This is a genomic window from Amycolatopsis sp. NPDC101161 (genome assembly GCF_044768185.1).
GTDB lineage: Bacteria > Actinomycetota > Actinomycetes > Mycobacteriales > Pseudonocardiaceae > Amycolatopsis.
The window spans coordinates 50,003-69,101 of the sequence record NZ_JBIWPI010000006.1; the positions used below are offsets into that span (position 1 = coordinate 50,003).

Sequence of the window (19,099 nt, forward strand, 5' to 3'; positions counted from 1 at the left end):
GTGGTGGTCGCGATGTCCGCGATCCGCGTGGTCAGGGGCGCCCCGGACGACTGCGAGCTGGCGGCGTTGGTGGCGGTCCTTTCGCTTTCGGCGGTCCGCCCGCCGGAGCCGACGCCGCGGCCGTCGGTGTGGGGGGATCCGTCGTGGCGGGGTCGTGATGTGCGGCCCGCGGTGGGAGCTTGGCGGCTGTCGGGGTTGCCCCACTGAGGTAGGTGCTTCCGGGTTCACCGGCATGACGAGCCGAACCGGCGCGCCGCGAGGTGCTGGCGGCGGCCGACGCTGCCTCGGCGCTCGGCGCCGCGGGGTAACAGGTCGAATCGGCGGCCCGCGGCGGGTGCTGGCGGTGGCTGGAGGGCAAAGTTTCGCCGTCGGTGGGGTGGCGGCCGATCCTGCCGCGGCGCCTGGCGCGCGGCGCCCGCGCGCGGCGGGGCGTTGGCGCGGTAGTCGGTCGAATCGGCGCGTGGCTGGATGCTGGCGGTGGCTGGACGCAAGGTTTCGCCGCCTGTGGGGTGGCGGGCGATCCTGCCCCCGCGCCCCGCGCCCCGCGCCCCGCGCCCCGCGCCCCGCGCCCCGCGCCCCGCGCCCCGCGCCGGCGCTGCCGGGGCGTGCGGCGAATCGGGCGTTCCGCGGGTTCGGGGCGTTGCCGAGGAAAGCCGCGCCGAAACCCCGGCAGCCGCGCCAAACCCGCGACCGGCCAGTCGGGGCAAGCCCGCGCCGCCCTCAGGCCGCCTGGCCCCGCAACCTTCGCTCCGCAGCCCGTTCCCGGCTCGGTGAGTGCGTCGTGTGTCCCGGGTGCACCGCCACGTACCGCACCGCCCCGTCCGAAAACGCTTCCACCTCCGTGCGCTCGCCGCGCCTGAACTCCGCTCCGCACACCGCGCACGTGCGCTGCCGGTCGGCCGCGCCGCCGAGGAACCCCTGCTCTTCCGCCATGCCACAACCTCGCCCTCGAGTCACTTCCAGTGCACCTCCCGGACCCCTATCCCGACCACTCAAAAGCTGCGCACGTCCGATCCTCGACACCGGTGGCGCATGGTGGACCCACACCGAAAGCACGGAGGAACGCCATGACAGCAGCAGCGGTCCCGGCCGACGACTGGACCCCGCCACCCGCCGAAGAACCCCGTGGTCTCCGGCTCGTCGAACCACTCGAACCGGACGTCGAAGAGCACATCGTGCTCGGCTACAACTGAGCCGCGGGAGCTCCGGCGCCGGACACGGACGGTGCCGGAGCGCACGCTCGGAGATGAGCACCCCGCCGTCCGCCCAGGAGAATCGATGGTGTTCGGGCCGGAGTGTCACCGCAGCACGGTGGCCCATGCGTGACGGCGATCTGCGACGTTCGGTTGGGAGGCCGGCGGATGGCAATGCGCCTCCAGCTCACGGCGGGCCTCGAGGTCCTCGAAAGCTGGGCCGAGACGGCGTCGCAGGCGGAGCGGAACGTCGTCTACGAAGCCTTGTTCGCCGTCGGTGACGGCTCCGCTTTTCTCGTTTACGACATTTTCGGCGACCCCCGCGATCCCGGCAATTTCATCGTCATGGTGAAACCGGGGCTGGTCATGAAAGTGATGGTGCAGCGCGCCGATTCCGCCTTCGAAATCCGCTATGTCGGAACGGTCGAAGACGGGGTCGATGCCGCCGCCGCACCTCAGGAGACATCCAGCCCGGAGTGATTGCTCTTCGAAAGTGCTGAGCTGAACGGACCAATCCGCGTTCCGCACCCGGGTGCCGGTACTTCCGCTGATCGGCCGCCGATTATCGGCTTCCCGGACGTGCATTCCTCACCTTGACAGTGTCTCCGGCGATGTGAAAGCCTTTGCGTGTTCGCTGGTCAGGCCGCTATTTCTGGGGTGGGTAAACGTAGGAGGCTGCACCATGTCTTCACCCGAATTGCCAGGACTCGACGTTTCCAGCCGGGTGCGCGCCCGGGACGTCCAGATGACCGGGACCGCCGACGTCGGCCGCCGGGTGCTCATGATCACCGGGGCCATCGACACCACCGACCACGACGTCTCGGTGAGCGTCAACCTCCCCGAGCCCGGCCGCTGGCAGGTCATCAAGGCCGAAACCAACCTCACCGACCAGACCTGGGTCGCGATGCAGGCCGTCATGGACGAGGACTCCACGTTCCTCGACGACGAAATGCTGATGTCGCCGCAGTTCTCCAAGAGCTTCATGACGCCCGACCAGCGCCGCCTCACCTTCTACGACGGCGAGGTCCGCCCCGGCGAGACCGTCCTGAAGACGTACTCGATGGAGACCAGCGGCCGCAAGCCGACGTACTTCTACTCGCGCTACAGCCCGATCGCCACCGACAGCGCCGAGCAGTCCCAGCAGACGCTGGACGAGCTCGTCACCAACGGGATGAGCCAGCGGCCGGTCGTGGAGCTGATCGTCCCCGTCACGGTGCTCTGAGCCGGCGGCGGGGCGAGCAGTGATCACGTTCGTACCGGAGCCGCACCTGCTCGACTCGCCGCGTGGCCGCGCCTGGCCCCGCCCGCCCGCGCCACCGTCCCCGGCGCGGGGGGCGTCGCCCGCGCCGGCCGCGGACGTCGTGATCGTCGGGGCCGGCCCGGCCGGCCTCGCCGTCGCCTCCGCCCTGTGGCACCACGGCGTACCCGACGTCGTCGTCGTGGACCGCACCGGCCGCCCGTGCGGGCGGTTCTTCGGCCGGATCGACCTGCTGGGCCAGCGCGTGCTGCGCTCGCCCTACGAGCACCACCCCGGCGTCGAGGGATTCCGCGACTGCGAGCTGCTCGACTTCGCGCGGCTGCACTGGGGCCGGCTGACGCCCACCGAGCGCCGCGAGATCCGGATGTCGCAGTCCGGGCACCGCTCGGTCGTCCCGGTCGACGTCTTCGACGCCTACTGCGCGCACCTGGTCACCACCCACCACGTGGGGGAGAAGACCTGGCAGGCGACCGTGCGCGAGGTCGTGCCCACCCCCGAAGCCGTCACCGTGCACACCGACCGCTTCTCCGTCGCCGCCCGCCACGTCGTGCTGTGCCCCGGCGAGGAACGCCGGCCCGCGCCGGAAACCTGGTGGGGCGGCGGCCACCCGCCACGCGGAGTGTCCTTTTGGGACGAATCGGTGCCGGCGGGCGCGCGCTGCCAGGTGGTCGTCGGCGCCGGGCTCACCGCGGCCCACCTGATCACCGGCGCCCTCGAAGCCGGGCGCGAGGTGCACTGGGTGGTGCGCGAGACCGGCGAGCGCTACCAGTGCGCGGACGTCAACTCCACCTTCTTCCGGCCGGAGGGCCGCAAGCGCTTCGACGGCGTCGGCTGGGCCGAGCGGCTCGAGCTGATGGGCCGGTTCCGGCGCGCGTCGATCATGTTCGAGTTCCGGCCGCTGCTCGAGCGCGCCGAGGCCGAAGGCCGGCTGGTCGTGCACCGCGGCGAAGCGGTCAAGGAGATCGCGCCCGCGGTCGGCGGGAGCGTGGTGCTGCGGCTGGAGAGCGGCCGGCGGGTCGCGGGCGACCACGTCGTGCTCGCGCTGGGCACGACGCCGTCGATCGGCACCGGCCTGCTGCCCGACGAGCTCGTCGACGCCCGCGACGGCTGGCCGTCCCTGGACGAGCGCACGCTGTCCTACCGCCGGGAGTCGCGCGTGTCGGTGGTCGGGGCCGCCGCCGGGATGGTGCTCGGCCCGGCCGCCCGCAACATCGACGGCCACCGCGTCGCCACCACCCGGGTCGCCGCGGCGATCGCCGCACAGCTGCGCGGTGTGGCCACCGCGCCGGCCGAGGCGGTCGTCGGTGTCTGACTCGCGGTTCGCCCTGCCGGACGTCGACGCGCCCGGCACCACCGAGGCCGGGATCATCCTGCTGGGCCTGGACGCCGACCGGCTGCTCGCCGGCCTCGCGCTCGCCCGGCTCGCCGACGACCCGGCCCTGGTCACGCAGGTGGTCGACCAGGCCCGCCACGGCTCGGCGCGGTTCGGCCTCGGCGGCCTGCTGGAGTCCGGCCGCGAGCACTGGCTGGCCCTGCGCGACCAGGTCGGCGACCCGCCGTCGACGTCGTCGCCGGGTTCGTTGCGGCGGGAATGGGAGCGCCGGCTGGACCTCGTCGCGGCGGCGGTGCCCGGCGCCGGCGCGGGCACGATCGCGTACCTGACCGCGTGCGCGCTGCGCGGCACCGAGGTCGACCAGCTCGCCGCCGGGCTGGCGGACGGAAAGGAACCCTTCGATGTCGTACCTGAAGTCCCTGCCGGCTGAGACGACGCTGCTGCAGGTCTTCCGGGCCTACCCGGGTCCCGCCAAGCACCTGCTGGCCTTCCACGAGGAGCTGCTGCGCGGCGAGTCCCCGTTCACGCCCGGCGAGCGCGAGATGATCGCGGCGTACGTGTCGGGGGTCAACGCCTGCGGCTACTGCCACGGCATCCACACGGTGACGGCGGAAGCGTTCGGCGTCCCCGAAGGCGTGCTCGCCGCGGCGGTCGCCGACCTGGACTCGGCGCCGGTCGAGGAGAAGCTCAAGCCGGTGCTCGCCTACGTCGGCAAGCTGACGCGGACGCCGTCGCGGATGACCGAGGCCGACGCCGAAGCCGTGTTCGCGGCCGGCTGGGACGAGCGCGCGCTGCACGACGCCGTCCTGGTCTGCGCGCTGTTCAACTTCATGAACCGGATGGTCGAGGGACTCGGCATCGAAGCCGACGCGGCCTACACGGTGACGTCGGGGGAGCGCCTCAAGGAAGGCGGCTACGCGGGCCTGGCGGGCCTGCTCGCCGACGCCTGACCCGGACACGACGGAGGCCACCAGGACCGCGGTCCTGGTGGCCTCCGGCGCGTTCAGTTCTCGATCGGGGTGTTCTGGTAGGCGGCGATCAGCCATTCGCCGTCCTGCTTGGCCAGCACCCAGATGGCGCGCACCTGGCGGGCCGGGCTGACCTCGGTCTCGCCCGGGGCGAGGACGCCGCCGAGGGTGATGACGACCGCCGCCTCCTCGCCCAGGAACTTGAGGTCGACGGGCTCGCCGAAGACGCGGGTGCCCTTGTAGGGGCCGGCGTACCCGGCGCCCATGAACGCCTTGATGCCGTCACGGCCCTTGACGAAGACGCCGCCGGGGAGGGCCATGGTGCCGTCCTCGGTGAAGGCCTTCGCGAAGGCGTCGGCGTCGTTGTCCGCCCACGCCGCGACGATCCGCTGCGGGACGGCGGCGACGGCGGCCTGTTCGGTGGCCACGGTGGACGTGCCATTGCTGGTGGACATACCGGGATTCCCTCTCCCTCGGTGGGCGCGAGTCCTTCGAGAGTAGGTGCCGCGGTCCCCGCCGGACTACCTGCCGGTTGCGGGAAACCGTTGTCCCGCAATGGTTCCGGGCGACTGCGCACGCGAGCGGATGCGCAACCGTGGAGACGTGGCTATGCGCGGGCAGGCCGGATCATGAGGTGACCGGGACCACGACCGGCGCCCGCCGGCCGGACACGGCCCGGAACGCTGAAGGGGTTGTCGACTCATGGTGATCGTCATGGCCACGCACGCCACGGCCGAGGACGTCGAGGCGGTCGTGGAGCGGGTGGAATCGGCCGGCGGGGAAGCCTTCGTCAGCCGCGGGGTGAGCCGGGTGATCATCGGCCTGGTCGGCGACGTCGACCGGTTCGAGACGCTCAACCTCGGCGGCCTGCCCGGCGTGCAGAGCGTCACGCGGATCTCCGCCAAGTACAAGCTGGTCAGCCGGGAGCACCACGCCGAACGGTCCACTGTGTACGTCGGCGGGGTGCCGATCGGCCCGGACACGGTCACGCTGATCGCGGGGCCGTGCGCGGTGGAGACGCCGGAGCAGACCCTGGAAGCGGCGCGGATGGCCCAGTCCGCCGGCGCGGTCCTCCTGCGCGGCGGCGCGTACAAGCCGCGCACGTCCCCGTACGCCTTCCAGGGCCTGGGAGAGCTGGGCCTGAAGATCCTGGCCGACGTCCGCGCCGAGACCGGCCTGCCGGTGGTCACCGAGGTGGTCGCCGCGCACGACGTCGAGATGGTCGCGCGGTACGCCGACATGCTGCAGATCGGCACCCGGAACATGTCGAACTTCGGGCTGCTGCAGGCGGCGGGCGAGGCGGGCAAGCCGGTGCTGCTCAAGCGCGGCATGAACGCGACGATCGAGGAGTGGCTGATGGCGGCGGAGTACATCGCCCAGCGCGGCAACCTCGACATCGTGTTGTGCGAGCGCGGCATCCGCACGTTCGAGACGGCGACGCGCAACACGCTCGACATCTCGGCGGTCCCGGTGGTCCAGCGGCTGTCGCACCTGCCGGTGATGATCGACCCGTCCCACTCGGGCGGTCGCCGGGACCTGGTGCTGCCGCTGTCCCGCGCCGCGATCGCGGTGGGGGCGGACGGCGTGCTGGTGGACGTGCACCCGAAGCCGGAGGAGGCCCTGTGCGACGGCCCGCAGGCGCTGGTGACCGAGGACCTGCGGCGGCTGTCGGCGGAGCTGGACGACCTGACGGCGGTGGTCGGCCGCCGCCCGTCGACGTGGTGGCACCGCCGCCTGCTGGCCGGCTGAAGGACAGACCACGAAGAACGGCCCCCGGTGCGCGCACCGGGGGCCGTTCTCATCGAGGCGGGGCATCAGGGGAGCGAGTACGCGATCACCTCGGGCACCGGGTTCGCCGTGAAGCCCGGGGCCGCCGCCGTCACGATCACCGTGTTGCCGTCGATCGCCGGGAACGAGTTGATGCCCGCGCCCGTCTTCGTCGTCCACAGCTGCTTGCCGGTGCGGACGTCGAACGCGTACACCGTGCCGTCGAACGTGCTCGTGAACACCACGTCGTTCGTGACCGTCGCCGCGCCGAACGCCATCTGGGGCAGCGGCTGGGTCCACTTGACCCGGCCGGTCGCGACGTCGACCGCCAGCAGGCCGCCCTTGCCCGAGGCCAGGTCCGGCCACGCCTGCAGCGGCTCGATCGCGCTCAGGTGCGTCGCCAGGTCGACCCACGGGACGAACAGCGTGCCGTCGGAGACCGCCATCGGCGTCTCCACCCCGCCGAACGTGCCGGGGTAGACCTCGGTGACCTCGACCGGCAGCGGGCCGGTGTCGTTGAGGTGCTTGCCGACCGGCAGCGACCACAGCGGCTTGCCGTCCGACGCCCGGTAGGCGTGCACCGAGCCCATCTTCCCCGCGGCGATGACCACCTCGGTCAGCTTGCCCTGCAGCCGCACCTTCGTGACCACCGGCGAGTCCTGCAGGTCGTAGTCGCGCACGTCGTGCGGCAGGACCTGCTGGTACCACAGCAGTTTCCCGGTGTGGGCGTCCAAGGTGACCAGCGAGTTGGTGTACAGGTCCGGGCCGGGCCGGCTGCTGCCGTTGGGGTACTCGGGCGTGCCCGGGTACGGCGCCGGGTTGCCGACGGTGAGGAAGATGCGGCCCTCGTCGTCGATCGCGGGCGGGTACCAGAGGCCGCCGCCGCTGTTGATCTCCGGGTGGCCCCAGAGGTCGCCGTCCTTGACCGTGTTGAACTCCCACTGCACCGCGCCGGTGCGGACGTTCAGCGCGTACACGATGCCCATCGAGCCGGGCACGTACTCGGTCCAGGTCGACGGCGCCGTACTGACCACGACCGTGTCGCCGTAGACCTGCGGGGCGACGTCGACGCCGCCCTTGCCGGAGTCGATCAGCTCCCGCGTCCACACCGTCTTGCCGGTGCGGGCGTCGAGGGCGAAGACGCCGGTGAACGTCGTCGCGACGATCAGGCCCTTGCCGTAGGCGACGCCGTTGGGCCCGACGTTCGGGTCGCTGAACGTCCGCTTCCACAGCTCGCGGCCGGTCTTCGAGTCCAGCGCGTAGACGTTGGAGTTGAGGTCGGCGAAGTAGGTCACCCCGTCGACGACGATCGGGTTGCTCGCCATCAGCCCGGCGAAGGTCGGCGTGCCCGAAAGCGGGTAGCGCCACTTGACCTTCAGGTCGCCCACGTTGCGCGAGTTGATCGCGGTGCGCGTGGTCGCCCGGGTGTTGGCCAGGTCGTAGTTGTGCCCCAGCCAGGGCTGGCTCGGCCGCCCTCCCCAGGCGGCCAGGCTCTCCGAAGAGAGCCGGTCCGCGGCCGCCGTCGGCTCGGTGCCGGCGATCCCGGACACCACCGCGAGCGCGACGAGGGCGAGCCCGGTGCGCAGGCGTCTGCGCCGGAGCTTGCGGACCGGCCGGATGTCGGTGTCGGACACCGTTGCCTCCTTACGTCCGCGCCCGGTCGTTCGGGGGACCGGGCGCGGTTCGTGCGTTTTTCGGGAACTCAGTGCGGGAACTCAGTGGTGGAACTCGCCGCCGTTGACGTCGAGGTTCTGGCCGGTGATGGCGCTCGCGAGGTCGGACAGCAGGAACAGCACGGCGTTCGCGACCTCGTCGGGCAGCGCGAGCCGGCGCAGGTCGAGGTTGGCGGCGACCTCGTCGTAGACCTGCTGCGCGGGCACGCCGCGCTGCTCGGCCATGTACGCGAAGCCGCCCTTCAGCGCGTCCGCCCAGATGTAGCCGGGCGTGACGGTGTTGACCCGGACGCCCTGCGGGCCCAGTTCCGAGGACAGGCTCTGCGCCAGGGAAACCAGCGCGGCCTTGGCCATCTTGTAGACGCCGAACGGCGGCTTCGAGTGCCGGATGACCACCGAGCTGATCATCACGATCGCGCCCTTGTTCTCCGCCAGCGACGGCGCGAACAGCCGGCTCAGCCGCAACGCCGCGAAGACGTTGGTCTCGAAGCCGGGCCGGATGTCGGCGACGTCGACGCTGGTCAGCGGCGTCATCGGCGGCACCGCGAACGCGTTGTTCACCAGCGCGTCGACCCGGCCGAACGTCTCGAGCGCGGTGTCGGCCAGGTGCTGCGCCGAGGCTTCGTCGGTGATGTCGGTCGGCACGACGAGCGCCTTGCGGCCCAGCCCTTCGACCTCGCGGGCGACTTCGGCGAGCCGCTCTTCGTTGCGCGCGGCCAGCACGACGTCCGCGCCGTTGGCGGCGCTGCGCACCGCGAGCGACCGGCCGAGACCGGGTCCCACGCCGGACACGACGACGACTTTGTTCTCCAGCACTCTGGGCTCCTTGGATCGAGGGTCAGGCGGCGAACGGCTTCGGCCGGCGCAGCTCGTCGAAGGACGACAGGTCCGGGACCGTCCAGCCGTCCAGGTCGTACTCGTTCATGCATTCGTCCACAAAGGACTTGTAGTCGTCGACCTCGCCGCCGGCGAGCTGCGAGAACAGCAGCTCGACGCGGGTGTTCTCGTGGTTGCCGGCGTAGTTGCGCTCGTAGAGCTCGTGGCGGCCGCCGAACTCGGTGCCGACCGCGTCCCACAGCAGCTTCATCAGCTTGGTCCGGTCGACCGCCTCGACGCCGTCCGAGCCGCGCAGGTACTTGTCGAGGTAGGGCCGGACGTCGGGGTTGGCGAAGTCGTCCGCGCCGGAGTTGACGTAGATCAGCCCGCTCGCGACGTCCTGCAGGATGATCTCGCGGATGCGCGGGTAGCCCAGCTGCATGAACCAGCGGTAGGCCAGCCCGTACTGCGGGTTCGGCAGCAGCGCGCCGTTCTTCCACGCCACCGGGTTGCGCGCGGACGCGTCCGACAGCGCCCAGAACAGGTTGCGCCAGGCCAGCACCTCGCCGGCCCGGGCCTGCACACCGCGGAAGTCCTTGGTGCCGGTGATCTCCAGCGCCTTGAGCAGCAGCCCGGCGATGAACTCGAGCTTGACCGCCAGCCGCGTGCAGCCGTGGAAGGTGAAGCGCTCGATGAACCCCGACTGCCCGGAGAACAGCCGCACCTTGCCGATGTCGCCGTAGACGAAGATGTTCTCCCAGGGGATCAGCACCTTGTCCAGCACCAGGATCGTGTCGTTCTCGTCCAGTCGCGACGAGAGCGGGTAGTCGAACGGACGCCCCATCGTCGCCGCCGCCTGCGTGTAGGACGGGCGGCAGATGAGCTTCATGCCCGGCGCGTCCATCGGCACGGTGGCGACGAGCGCGAACTCCTTGCGCTTGATCGGCAGGCCGTAGTGGGCGATGAAGTTGTAGTGCGTCAGCGCCGACCCGGTCGCGACGACCTTGGCGCCGCTGACGATCACGCCCGAGTCGGTCTCGCGCTCGACGTGCACGAAGACGTCGGACACCTCGTCCGGCGGCCGGCTCCGGTCGACCGGCGGGTGCACGATCGCGTGGTTCCAGAAGAGCACCTTCTCCTGCGACTCCCGGTACCAGCGGCGGGCGTTGGGCGCGAACTCCCCGTAGAAGTCCGCGTTCGCGCCCAGCGTGCCGAGGAAGGACGCCTTGTAGTCCGGGCTGCGGCCCATCCAGCCGTAGCTCATCCGCGCCCACGCGGCGATCGCCTTCTGGTCCCCGACGAGGTCCTCGACCGTCTTCGGCGTGGTGAAGAACCGGTGCGTGTACCCGGTGCCGCCGCCGTCGACCGGCTTGGTGAGGACGTCCTGGTGCTTCGGGTCGTGCAGCGCGTCGTACAGCCGCGCGGTCATCCGGATCGGGTTGTGGAACGCCGGGTGCGCCACCGGATCCTTGATCCGTTCGCCGTAGAGGTAGATCTCCCGGCCGTCGCGCAGGCTCTCCACGTACTCGGCACCGGTCAGCGGACGGGTGGCGGCCTGGTTCGCGGAACCCGTCTCGGTGCCCTGCTGATCGACCATCGCGGCTGGACCCTCTTCTCGTGGCGGAGTCGGAATGCGTTGCGCGACGGGGGTTTCCGGGACCGTCAGGCGACGATCTCGAACTGCCCCATCATCCCGCTGGTGGAGTGCTCGAGGAAATGGCAGTGGTACAGGTACTTCCCGAGGAAGTCGGTGAAGGTGGCCTGGACGGTGACCGACTTGCCCGACCCGAGGAACACGGTGTCCTTGCGGCCGGCGTCCTGCGGCAGCAGCGGCGCGCCCTCGCGTTCGAGGACCCGGAACTGCACCAGGTGGCAGTGGAAGGTGTGGTCGATCGGGTGCGCGGTGTCGCCGTTGGTGATCTTCCAGATCTCCGTGCTGCCCCGCTTGACCTGGAAGTCGATCCGGTTGGGGTCGAACGGCTTGCCGTTGATCAGGCCCAGCGGGACGCCGGTGAGGTCGAAGCTCAGCACCAGCTCGCGGGTGACGCTCGCCTTCGTCAACGCGGGCAGCGCGCGCAGCCGGTCCGGCACGCGGCTGAAGTCCGGCGCGCTGCGCACGACGTCGAAGCGCAGCACCGGGCCCGCGGTCGCGTCCGAGAGCACCAGCTGCGTGCCGACCTTGTAGCGCGAGAAGTCCACGACGAACTCGGTGCGCTCGGCCGAAGCCAGCGACAGCTCGGTTTCCGCCACGGGGGCCGGCAGCAGCCCGCCGTCGGAGGCGATCCGGAGCAGCTGCGCGCCGCCGAGGTTGAGCTGCAGCATCCGCTCGTTGGCGCCGTTCAGCAGCCGGAAGCGGTACTTGCGCGCGGCCACCTGGAAGTACGGCTGGACCTTGCCGTTGGCCAGGATCGTGCCGCGCGGGATGTCGAAGACGAACGCGCCCTTCTCGTCGAAGTGCGCGTCGCGCAGCATGATCGGCACGTCGAACTCGCCCGAGGGCAGCCCGAGCGACGCCTCGGCGGGGTCGTCGATGAGGTAGAACCCGTGCAGGCCGCGGTAGACGTGGTCGGACTCGAGGCCCATCACGTGGTCGTGGTACCAGAGCGTCGCGCCCTGCTGGTTGTTCGGGTACTCGTAGGTGTAGGCCTGCCCGGGCGCGATGACGTCCATCGGGTAGCCGTCGCTGGCGACCGGCGTGTGCCCGCCGTGCAGGTGCACGTTGGTGTCGTCGGCGAGCCGGTTGGTGATCGTGACCTTGGTCGTCCGGCCGGTGCGCGCGCGGATCGTCGGGCCGAGGAACGTGCCGCCGTAGGTGAGCGCCGGCGTGCGCAGGCCCGGGAAGATCTCGACGTCGGACGGCTGGACGCTCAGGCGGTAGTAGTCGGCGGCGGCGTCGCGCAGGTAGGGGCGCAGCTGGGACGGGACCGGCATCGGCACGGAGAACGGCGTGACCGGCGGCGCGACCGCGGCGAGCGACTCGGCCGACGGACCGGAGACGTCGAGCCCGCCCATCGGCATGCCGTCCATCTTGTGCTGGGTCAGCGGGCGCACCGCGTCGGTCACCGCGGGTGCCGCGGCGGTGCCACCCGGGGATCCCTTGGGCAGCAACAGCCCGCCGACCGCGCCGCCGACGGTGAGGCCGCCCAGCGCGAGCATGCGTCTTCTGTTCAGCATTCTTGGTTCTCCCCAGTGGCGTGCGGACGTCGAGGTCTCGGCCTGCCCGATCCTCGCACCGGTGCGCCCGGGGTACTTCTCGCGCCGTGCGCAGTGGAATTCCCTGGCACGAAGGAACATCGCACGTCGGGAGGTGCCCGCCGCGGCGCGCCGGTGTGACGCTCCTCGGGTACTCCGCGCCCGGCGGTCGCTCCGCCGATCCACAGTGGATCTTCAAGTAGGAAGGCAGGAATCCGTCGTGACGCAGAACCTGGCCGGCGATTCCGTCCGGAAACTCCCGACCCGCGGCAAGTCCGCGCTCTCGTGGCGCCGCACCGTGCTCAACCCGTGGGTCCTCGCGACGCTGGCCCTGGTCGTGTTCAACGCGCTCTACGCGTTGCCGCGCTACCTCAGCTTCGACCCGGCGCAGTCGCGGATCCCGCCGGACCCGGGCTTCGCGCTGCACTTCCCGACCGTCGCGCTGCACGCGATCTTCGGCAACATCGCGATGATCACGTTGCTGCTGCAGGTGATGCCGGCACTGCGCGGGCGCAACCGCAAGGTGCACAAGATCAGCGGCTACGTCTACCTCTACGGTGGCGTGCTGCCGAGCGCCCTGCTCGGCCTGGTGCTGCTGCCGTTCTCGGCCGCCCCGACCGGCGGCGTCGGCCTGTTCGCCATGTCCGTCGGCTGGATCGCGGTGACGCTCGTCGGGTTCCGCAAGCAGAGCAAGCACCGCTACGCCGAACACCGCCGCTGGATGTACTACAGCTTCGCGCTCGCGCTCGGCACGTCGTGGGGCCGCGTGCTGGGTCTGGTGCTGCCGCTGTTCGGCATCCAGATCGGTGTGCAGATCGACATCATGGTGTTCCTCGAGCTGTCGTCGTGGCTGTGGGTGCTCAACGTGCTCGTCGCGCAGTGGGCGTGGGAGCGCGGTTCGCGCAAGAAGGCGCGGCGCGGGCAGCCGGAGACGCTGCGCGCCGCGGCCTGACCTTCCCGCCCCTCGGTGAAAGGACGCACATGACCAACCCCGACGTCCCGGCGGCGCTCGCCGGGTTCGCGGCCGCGGCCCCGGACCGGCTCGACGCCGAGTTCGCGGACCTCACCGCGCGCGTGTGGCACGACGCTGCCCTCGCCGCCGACCTCGTCCCGGAGTTCGTCGACCTGCTCGCGGTGGCCGACGACGCCCGCGCGGGCCGGCTCGCGGTGCTGCTCGGGCTGCTGGCCGAGGAGCACGGGCTCGGCACCGAGGTCTTCACGCAGGTCGCCAAGGGCCTGGACACCTACCTCGACGTCCTGGACCGCCACGCCGACGGCGAGCCGGTGGCGCTGGGCCTGCTGTACCTGGTGGCGCACTTCCCGGCCGACTCGGAGCGGATCCTCGCGGCCGTCGCGCACCGGAACCTGACGGCCGAGGACCGCAGCCGCCTCGAGCGCTGCCTCGAGCCGTACGACCGGGAAAACCTGGTGCTGGGCCGGGTCTGGCCGTCACCGGCGGAGTGGGCGCTGACCGACGCCGAGCGCGAGTTCGACCGCCGCTGGGTCGCCGAACTGCCCGACGCGCAGGCGAAGGCGACCTGGGACGGCGACACGAAGATGGTGCTGGGCTACGCCGGCGCGCACGCGTACTGGGCGCAGCTGGCCGGCACGCCGGTGGTGGCGGCGGACACGAACCCGCTGCGCGCCGCCGTCCCGGTCGAGGCGTCGGACGACGGCCTGGCGGGGATCACGCGGCACGCGCCGGTGCTGCGCTGCCCGGTGTGCCACGGACCGCTTGCGGCGCAGCCCTCGGGTGCGCACTGCCCGGTCTGCCCGGGAACGTACCCGCTGGCCCGGGGCGTGCTGGACTTCACCGCCGACCCGACCCGCCCGGTCGCGGCCGACGACCCGGACGACGTCCTGAGCAACGCGGCGGCGATGAACAGCATCGGCCTGTACTACGAAGAGGTCCTGCGGCCGGGCTTCCTGCGCCTGATGGGCACGAACTGGGGCGGCCAGGTCACGCCGGCGGACGAGGACGAGTACCTGGCCGCCCGGTTGAGCTCGGTCGACGGCACGGTCCTCGACCTGGCGGCGGGCGCGGGCCGCTGGACGGCGGTGCTGGCCGAGCTCCTGGGCCCGGACCGCCTGGTGGCGCTGGACCTGAACCCGACGATGCTGAGCTGGCTGCGCGGAAGGCTGCCGGAGGTGTGCGCGGTCCAGGCGTCGGCGCTCGACCTCCCGTTCGCGGACGCGTCGTTCGGCGGGGTCAACTGCTGGAACGCGCTGCAGGCGATGCCGGACCCGGCCCAGGCGATCGCCGAGGCCGGCCGGGTGCTGAAGCCGGGCGGGACGTTCACGCTGCTGACGTTCGGTTCGGCTTCGGACCCGGTGCTGGCCTATTACCAGTCGACGTTCCGCGGTCCGGGGTTCCCCGACGGCGGGATGCCGTTGTTCAGCAGGGCTTTGGTGCGATCGTGGGTGGAGGCGGCCGGGCTGGTGGTCCGGGACGAGTCGGGCCCGGGCTCGTTCATCTTCGTGACGGCGGAGAAGCCGGCTTAGGTCCGGAGATCTCGGAGGCCCCCTGCCGCTTCGGCGGCAGGGGGCCTTTCGGTGTTCCGGGACTCGAAGCGGCACAGCGAAAGGGGCCTCCCCGCCGCAAAGGCGGGAAGGCCCCCTCCGAACCGGGATCAGCCCAACGTACGAGCGAACGCCCGCAGGTCGTCGACCAGCAGATCCGGCTGCTCCATCGTCGCGAAGTGGCCGCCGCGGTCGAACTCCGTCCAGCGGCTCAGCGTCGGCAGGATCGACTCCGCGAACCGCCGCACCGGCCGTACCGCGTCGGCCGGGAAGTACGCCACTCCGACCGGGGCCGCCAGGTCCCACGGGCCGCCCCACGTCTTCGCGAAGTCCAGCCGGTTGGACTCGTAGTACAGCTGGGCGCTGGAGCCCGCCGTCGCCGTCAGCCAGTAGATCGAGACGATCGTCAGCAGCAGGTCCCGGTCCACCGCGTCCTCGGGGACGTTGTCCGAGTCCGTCCACTCCTTGAACTTCTCGACGATCCACGCCAGCTGCCCGACCGGCGAGTCCGTCAGCGCGTACGACAGCGTCTGCGGCCGGGTCGACTGGATGTGCCGCCAGCCCGCCTTGTCCTGCTCGAAGTGGGCCGCGAACTCCAGGCGCGCGCGCTCCGCGTGGTCGAGGCCGGCGAACGCCGCCGGGTCGTCCGGGGGGAACGTCACGAACATGTTGACGTGCACGCCCGCCACGTGCGCCGGGTCGGCGAGACCCAGGTGCAGCGAGATCGGCATGCCCCAGTCGCCGCCCTGGGCGATGTAGCGGTGGTAGCCGAGCGCGCGCATCAGCTTCGCCCACGCCCGGGAGATCCGCGGCACGTCCCAGCCGATCGCGCCCGTCGGGCCCGAGAAGCCGTAGCCCGGCACCGACGGGATGACGACGTGGAACGCGTCCGCCGGGTCGCCGCCGTACGCCGCCGGGTTGGTCAGCGGCCCGACGACGTCGAGGAACTCGGCCACCGAGCCCGGCCAGCCGTGCGTGATGATCAGCGGGCGCGCGTTCGGCTCCGGCGAGCGGGCGTGCAGGAAGTGCACGTTGACGCCGTCGATCGTCGTCATGAACTGCGGGATGTCGTTGAGCCGCTGCTCGGCCAGGCGCCAGTCGAACTCGTGGCGCCAGTACTTCGTCAGCTCCTTCAGGTAACCGACCGGGACACCGCGGTCCCAGCCGACGCCCGGCAGCTCCGACGGCCAGCGCGTGTCGTCGATCCGCCGGTGCAGGTCGTCGAGCGCGTCCTGCGGGATGTCGATCTTGAACGGTCTGATCTCGGCCACTGGTTCCCCATCCTTGTCTGGCATCGTCGGTCAGGCCGCGAGGTCGCGGGCCTGGGGGGCCGGCGGCTCGGCCGCGGGCGGGAGGACGGCTTGCGGGCGCCGGCGGTGCCGGAGCACCCGCAGCGCGTACTTCGGCTTCAGGAGCGACTGCGGCGGGTCGATCAGCCCGGCCACGCGGATGAACGCGTTGGTGAGCACCGAGTCCTCGACCGCCGCCTCCTGCAGCCGCGCGACGTAGCGGTTGACGAAGTCGGTCATCAGCCCCTTGCGGCCCTCCGCGCCGGCGTACCCCATGTCGCCGCCCGCCGACACCGACCACGCGCCCGCGATCTTCTTCGCGATCTCCTTGAAGAACGGCCGCGCGGCCGGCACCGGGTCGCGCCGCAGGTGCTGCTGCAGCACCAGCGACTCGAGTGCGGCGACCGTCATGCCCTGCGCGTAGATCGGGTTGAAGCTGCAGACGGCGTCGCCCATCACGAGCAGCCCGGCGGGGAACCGGCGCAGCTTCTCGTAGTGCTTCCAGATGCTCGCCGGGTACCGGAACGTCACCGGGTCGTCCAGCGGCACGCCGGTCGAGATCGCGTCGTGGATGTCCGGGATGGGCAACGACTTCACGTACGCGGTGAAGCCCTCGGCGTCGGTCGGCGGGTGGTCGCCGAGGACGCCGGTGAGCGACAGCTCGACGCGCCCGCCGCCGCCCGGCATCCGGTGGAAGAACGCGCCGCGCGGGGTCTCCGGCGTGGCCGCCGGGATGATCGCCAGGTCCGTGCCGAACGGGTCGGCCGGCAGCCGGTAGTGGCGCGTGGTGTAGGCGAGGTCGATCTTGACGCGCTCCTCCACCGGCTTGTCGTAGCCCAGCTCGGCCAGCCACAGCGGCGTGCGCGAGCCCTTGCCGGTGGTGTCGACGACGAGGTCGGCGGGGAACACCGTCGGGCCGTCGCCGCCGTGCGCCTGCACGCGCGCGCCGGTGATCCGGGCGCCGTCCTCTGTGGACTCAAGCCCGAGGATGTCGTGGCGGTCCAGGAAGACGACGTTCGGGATCGCCTGCACGCGCTTGCGCACGTGGTACTCCAGCAGCGGCCGGATCGCGGGGACGCAGTCCAAACCGGACGGTGCCGGCTTCATCCGCCGCCCGTTGAAGATCCAGTGGACGTCGGAGCTGAAGTCCCCGCACTTGACCCCGGCCTCGGACAGCTCGTCCTTGAGGCCGGGGAAGTGGCCCTCGAGGATCTGCTGCCCGCGGGCCACCAGGCCGTGCGCGTGCCTGCCGTGGGGCACCCCGCGGCGGTAGGTGGTCTCGCCGGTCAGCTTGTCGCGGTCGACGAGGACCACTTCGGCGTAGGTCTCGGAGAGCACGCGGGCGGCCAGGAGGCCGGCCATGCTCGCACCGAGGACGACTGCGCGGTCACCTCCCGCGGCACTGTTGCTGGACATCGTTCGTCCCTTTCTCCGGTGGGTGGGGAGACGGCGCCGGTCAGTCCGGGAGCCGGATCGAGAGCGCGTGCCGGAACACGTCGCGGGGGTCGTAGCGGCGCTTGACGTCCTGCAGGCGCGGGTAGTTGTCCTTGTAGTACAAGGTGGACCACGGCACGCCGGAGGTGTTCTGCGCCGGGTCGGCGAGGTCGACGTCCGGGTAGCTGATGTACGAGCCGTCGTTGACCTCGCCGGGCACCGGGACGCCGCCGGACTCGGCGTAGACGTCCTGGTAGTACGCCTGCACCCAGGCCAGGTTCGCCTCGTCCTCGTCGGGCGAGAGCCACATGCCGGTGCTGATCGACGCCTTGAGGATCGAGTCGCGCTGCGGGATCGCGGTCGCGTCCGGGGCGACGGCGTTGACCTGCCCACCGAACCCGGTGACGACCAGGCAGCCGCCCGCGGTGCCGCCCTCGACCGTCAGGTGCCGGTGGATCGCGTCGAGCTGGTGCTCGGTGAACCCCTTGCGCAGGTAGCCGGCCTTGTTCTTGTAGCGCCCGTTGGGGTCGTTCGGCCAGCTGTAGGACGGCATCCAGGTGCTGAACCACGGCAGCACGGCGACGTCGTTCACGACCGGCTCGACGTCGACGCCCTCGGTCAGCGCCGCGAACCACGCGGCCAGCAGCTGCTCGGAGTCGGGCACGTCCTCGTCCAGCACCGCGGTGACGGTGAAGATGCCGCCGTCCTGGTGCGTGATGATCAGGTTGCTCCACAACGACTCGTACGGCGAGCCGGGGTCGCTGTTGCGCTCGTACCAGGCGCAGTAGTTGCGCAGCACCCGCTTGAACGACTCGGGCGTGAACGCCGGCCACGGCCACACCACGGCCTGGCGGCGCATCGCGCGCGGCGCCTTCGGCAGCAGCTGCGCCGGGTCGTCGGAGTCCGCGCCGGGGGAGCGCAGCCAGAACCGCGTCACGACGCCGAAGTTGCCGCCCCCGCCGCCGGTGTGCGCCCACCAGAGGTCGCGGTGCGGGTCGTCCTCCTCGCGCGTGGCGACGACGGCGGACGCCTTCCCGTCCTCGTCCACGACGACGACCTCGACCGCGTAGAGGTGGTCGACGACGAGGCCGTCGCGCCGCGAGAGGTGGCCGTAGCCGCCGCCGGAGATGTGGCCGCCGACGCCGACCTCGAAGCACGTGCCCGCCGGGATCGTGACGCCCCAGCCGCTGTAGAGGACGCGGTAGACGTGCCCGAGCGTCGCGCCGCCCTCGACGGCGAACGCGCGGCGGGACTCGTCGTAGTACACGGCGTTCAGCCGGGACAGGTCGAGCAGCACCTGCACCTCGGGCGAGGAGGTGAAGTCCTCGAAGCAGTGCCCGCCGCTGCGCACCGCGAGGCGCTTGCCGGCGTCGACGGCCTCCTGCACGGCCGCGACGACCTGCTCGGTGGAGCCGACCAGGCGGACGTAGTCCGGTTTGCCGGCGAACCGGTGGTTGTAGCTCTCCACCAGGTTCTCGTAGCGCGGGTCGGCCGGGGTGACGGTGACCGGCCCGAAGGCCGGGAACTGCTCGGTCATCTCGTTCCTCCATAGCGGACGTACGGGTATGACCGTCACATGCGGGGGCCCGCCCGGGCGTCTTCCGCGTTGCCGATCGTGGTGGGTTCCACTGTGGACGGTCCGGGGACGACGACGGC

Annotated in this window: 19 protein-coding genes; 10 read left to right on the top strand and 9 right to left on the bottom strand. The window is 71.6% G+C overall.

The features are described 5' to 3' along the window. Nucleotides 1–12 precede the first annotated feature (12 nt). Nucleotides 13–207, top strand: a complete 195-nt coding sequence (locus tag ACIRSS_RS38750; protein ID WP_400904140.1) for an acyl-CoA carboxylase subunit epsilon — start codon at nucleotides 13–15, stop codon at nucleotides 205–207. 513 nt (nucleotides 208–720) lie between these two features. Here the strand turns inward: ACIRSS_RS38750 and ACIRSS_RS38755 are convergent. Beyond that, nucleotides 721–933 carry a hypothetical protein gene (locus ACIRSS_RS38755; RefSeq protein WP_400904141.1) on the bottom strand — a complete coding sequence of 71 codons (213 nt, stop codon included), beginning with the start codon at nucleotides 931–933 and terminating at the stop codon, nucleotides 721–723. A 134-nt stretch (nucleotides 934–1,067) separates the two neighbouring features. Here ACIRSS_RS38755 and ACIRSS_RS38760 point away from each other — a divergent pair, with 134 nt between their 5' ends. The 6 genes from ACIRSS_RS38760 to ACIRSS_RS38785 all read left to right on the top strand — a co-directional run bounded on the left by ACIRSS_RS38760 (nucleotide 1,068) and on the right by ACIRSS_RS38785 (nucleotide 4,734). Continuing rightward, nucleotides 1,068–1,193 (top strand): hypothetical protein, encoded by a 126-nt coding sequence (locus tag ACIRSS_RS38760; protein WP_400904143.1) that lies wholly within the window; start codon nucleotides 1,068–1,070, stop codon nucleotides 1,191–1,193. Nucleotides 1,194–1,322: 129 nt separating this feature from the next. Then, entirely contained in the window at nucleotides 1,323–1,673 is a 351-nt protein-coding gene (locus ACIRSS_RS38765) for a DUF6235 family protein (protein WP_400904144.1), read from the top strand. Nucleotides 1,674–1,938: 265 nt separating this feature from the next. After that, nucleotides 1,939–2,415, top strand: coding sequence for a DUF6423 family protein (locus ACIRSS_RS38770; protein ID WP_348957008.1), 477 nt, complete (start codon nucleotides 1,939–1,941; stop codon nucleotides 2,413–2,415). A 19-nt stretch (nucleotides 2,416–2,434) separates the two neighbouring features. Next, the gene (locus ACIRSS_RS38775; protein WP_400904146.1) at nucleotides 2,435–3,763 is read left to right on the top strand and encodes an FAD-dependent oxidoreductase; all 1,329 of its coding nucleotides are present in this window, start codon (nucleotides 2,435–2,437) and stop codon (nucleotides 3,761–3,763) included. Then, nucleotides 3,756–4,214, top strand: a complete 459-nt coding sequence (locus ACIRSS_RS38780; protein WP_400904147.1) for a DUF6187 family protein — start codon at nucleotides 3,756–3,758, stop codon at nucleotides 4,212–4,214. The genes ACIRSS_RS38775 and ACIRSS_RS38780 overlap by 8 nt, the downstream gene beginning before the upstream one ends. Further along, the gene (locus tag ACIRSS_RS38785) at nucleotides 4,186–4,734 is read left to right on the top strand and encodes a carboxymuconolactone decarboxylase family protein (RefSeq protein WP_400904148.1); all 549 of its coding nucleotides are present in this window, start codon (nucleotides 4,186–4,188) and stop codon (nucleotides 4,732–4,734) included. The genes ACIRSS_RS38780 and ACIRSS_RS38785 overlap by 29 nt, the downstream gene beginning before the upstream one ends. A 53-nt stretch (nucleotides 4,735–4,787) precedes the next feature. On the opposite strand, the gene ACIRSS_RS38790 is transcribed toward ACIRSS_RS38785, so the two are convergent. Continuing rightward, nucleotides 4,788–5,207, bottom strand: coding sequence for an SgcJ/EcaC family oxidoreductase (locus tag ACIRSS_RS38790; RefSeq protein ID WP_400904150.1), 420 nt, complete (start codon nucleotides 5,205–5,207; stop codon nucleotides 4,788–4,790). Between the two features lie 259 nt (nucleotides 5,208–5,466). Between ACIRSS_RS38790 and aroF the strand changes: the two genes are divergently transcribed. Continuing rightward, nucleotides 5,467–6,501, top strand: a complete 1,035-nt coding sequence (gene aroF, locus ACIRSS_RS38795; RefSeq protein WP_400904152.1) for a 3-deoxy-7-phosphoheptulonate synthase — start codon at nucleotides 5,467–5,469, stop codon at nucleotides 6,499–6,501. Between the two features lie 65 nt (nucleotides 6,502–6,566). Here the strand turns inward: aroF and ACIRSS_RS38800 are convergent, their stop codons facing one another. The 4 genes from ACIRSS_RS38800 to ACIRSS_RS38815 form a co-directional block, all read right to left on the bottom strand. Further along, entirely contained in the window at nucleotides 6,567–8,153 is a 1,587-nt protein-coding gene (locus ACIRSS_RS38800) for a PQQ-binding-like beta-propeller repeat protein (protein WP_400904154.1), read from the bottom strand. Nucleotides 8,154–8,234: 81 nt separating this feature from the next. Beyond that, nucleotides 8,235–9,008 carry an SDR family oxidoreductase gene (locus ACIRSS_RS38805; RefSeq protein WP_400904156.1) on the bottom strand — a complete coding sequence of 258 codons (774 nt, stop codon included), beginning with the start codon at nucleotides 9,006–9,008 and terminating at the stop codon, nucleotides 8,235–8,237. Between the two features lie 22 nt (nucleotides 9,009–9,030). Further along, nucleotides 9,031–10,605 (bottom strand): 4-hydroxyphenylacetate 3-hydroxylase family protein, encoded by a 1,575-nt coding sequence (locus ACIRSS_RS38810; RefSeq protein WP_400904159.1) that lies wholly within the window; start codon nucleotides 10,603–10,605, stop codon nucleotides 9,031–9,033. Between the two features lie 65 nt (nucleotides 10,606–10,670). Then, nucleotides 10,671–12,182, bottom strand: a complete 1,512-nt coding sequence (locus ACIRSS_RS38815; protein ID WP_400904160.1) for a multicopper oxidase family protein — start codon at nucleotides 12,180–12,182, stop codon at nucleotides 10,671–10,673. A 238-nt stretch (nucleotides 12,183–12,420) separates the two neighbouring features. On the opposite strand from ACIRSS_RS38815, the gene ACIRSS_RS38820 reads away from it, so the two are divergent. Both ACIRSS_RS38820 and ACIRSS_RS38825 read left to right on the top strand, forming a co-directional pair. After that, complete coding sequence (locus tag ACIRSS_RS38820) at nucleotides 12,421–13,152, top strand: DUF2306 domain-containing protein (protein WP_400904162.1); 732 nt, start codon at nucleotides 12,421–12,423, stop codon at nucleotides 13,150–13,152. A gap of 29 nt (nucleotides 13,153–13,181) precedes the next feature. Then, a complete protein-coding gene (locus tag ACIRSS_RS38825; protein ID WP_400904163.1) occupies nucleotides 13,182–14,702 on the top strand; it encodes a methyltransferase domain-containing protein in 1,521 nt (506 codons plus the stop codon). Between the two features lie 128 nt (nucleotides 14,703–14,830). On the opposite strand, the gene ACIRSS_RS38830 is transcribed toward ACIRSS_RS38825, so the two are convergent. From ACIRSS_RS38830 to ACIRSS_RS38840, 3 genes are read right to left on the bottom strand one after another with little or no spacing between them, the layout of a single operon-like run. After that, nucleotides 14,831–16,015 carry an epoxide hydrolase family protein gene (locus tag ACIRSS_RS38830; protein WP_400904164.1) on the bottom strand — a complete coding sequence of 395 codons (1,185 nt, stop codon included), beginning with the start codon at nucleotides 16,013–16,015 and terminating at the stop codon, nucleotides 14,831–14,833. Between the two features lie 6 nt (nucleotides 16,016–16,021). Then, on the bottom strand, nucleotides 16,022–17,425 hold the full coding sequence (locus ACIRSS_RS38835; protein ID WP_400904165.1) for an FAD-dependent oxidoreductase: 1,404 nt from the start codon (nucleotides 17,423–17,425) through the stop codon (nucleotides 16,022–16,024). 40 nt (nucleotides 17,426–17,465) lie between these two features. Continuing rightward, nucleotides 17,466–18,980, bottom strand: a complete 1,515-nt coding sequence (locus ACIRSS_RS38840) for an FAD-binding oxidoreductase (RefSeq protein ID WP_400904166.1) — start codon at nucleotides 18,978–18,980, stop codon at nucleotides 17,466–17,468. Nucleotides 18,981–19,099 lie beyond the last annotated feature (119 nt).

Bases quoted from the DNA above. Each gene is read 5' to 3' on its own strand.
- ACIRSS_RS38750 (WP_400904140.1), top strand. From the start codon at position 13: ATGTCCGCGATCCGCGTGGTCAGGGGCGCCCCGGACGACTGCGAGCTG.
- ACIRSS_RS38755 (WP_400904141.1), bottom strand. From the start codon at position 933: ATGGCGGAAGAGCAGGGGTTCCTCGGCGGCGCGGCCGACCGGCAGCGC.
- ACIRSS_RS38760 (WP_400904143.1), top strand. From the start codon at position 1,068: ATGACAGCAGCAGCGGTCCCGGCCGACGACTGGACCCCGCCACCCGCC.
- ACIRSS_RS38770 (WP_348957008.1), top strand. From the start codon at position 1,939: ATGACCGGGACCGCCGACGTCGGCCGCCGGGTGCTCATGATCACCGGG.
- ACIRSS_RS38785 (WP_400904148.1), top strand. From the start codon at position 4,186: ATGTCGTACCTGAAGTCCCTGCCGGCTGAGACGACGCTGCTGCAGGTC.
- ACIRSS_RS38790 (WP_400904150.1), bottom strand. From the start codon at position 5,207: ATGTCCACCAGCAATGGCACGTCCACCGTGGCCACCGAACAGGCCGCC.
- aroF (WP_400904152.1), top strand. From the start codon at position 5,467: ATGGCCACGCACGCCACGGCCGAGGACGTCGAGGCGGTCGTGGAGCGG.
- ACIRSS_RS38810 (WP_400904159.1), bottom strand. From the start codon at position 10,605: ATGGTCGATCAGCAGGGCACCGAGACGGGTTCCGCGAACCAGGCCGCC.
- ACIRSS_RS38815 (WP_400904160.1), bottom strand. From the start codon at position 12,182: ATGCTGAACAGAAGACGCATGCTCGCGCTGGGCGGCCTCACCGTCGGC.
- ACIRSS_RS38825 (WP_400904163.1), top strand. From the start codon at position 13,182: ATGACCAACCCCGACGTCCCGGCGGCGCTCGCCGGGTTCGCGGCCGCG.
- ACIRSS_RS38830 (WP_400904164.1), bottom strand. From the start codon at position 16,015: ATGCCAGACAAGGATGGGGAACCAGTGGCCGAGATCAGACCGTTCAAG.
- ACIRSS_RS38835 (WP_400904165.1), bottom strand. From the start codon at position 17,425: ATGTCCAGCAACAGTGCCGCGGGAGGTGACCGCGCAGTCGTCCTCGGT.
- ACIRSS_RS38840 (WP_400904166.1), bottom strand. From the start codon at position 18,980: ATGACCGAGCAGTTCCCGGCCTTCGGGCCGGTCACCGTCACCCCGGCC.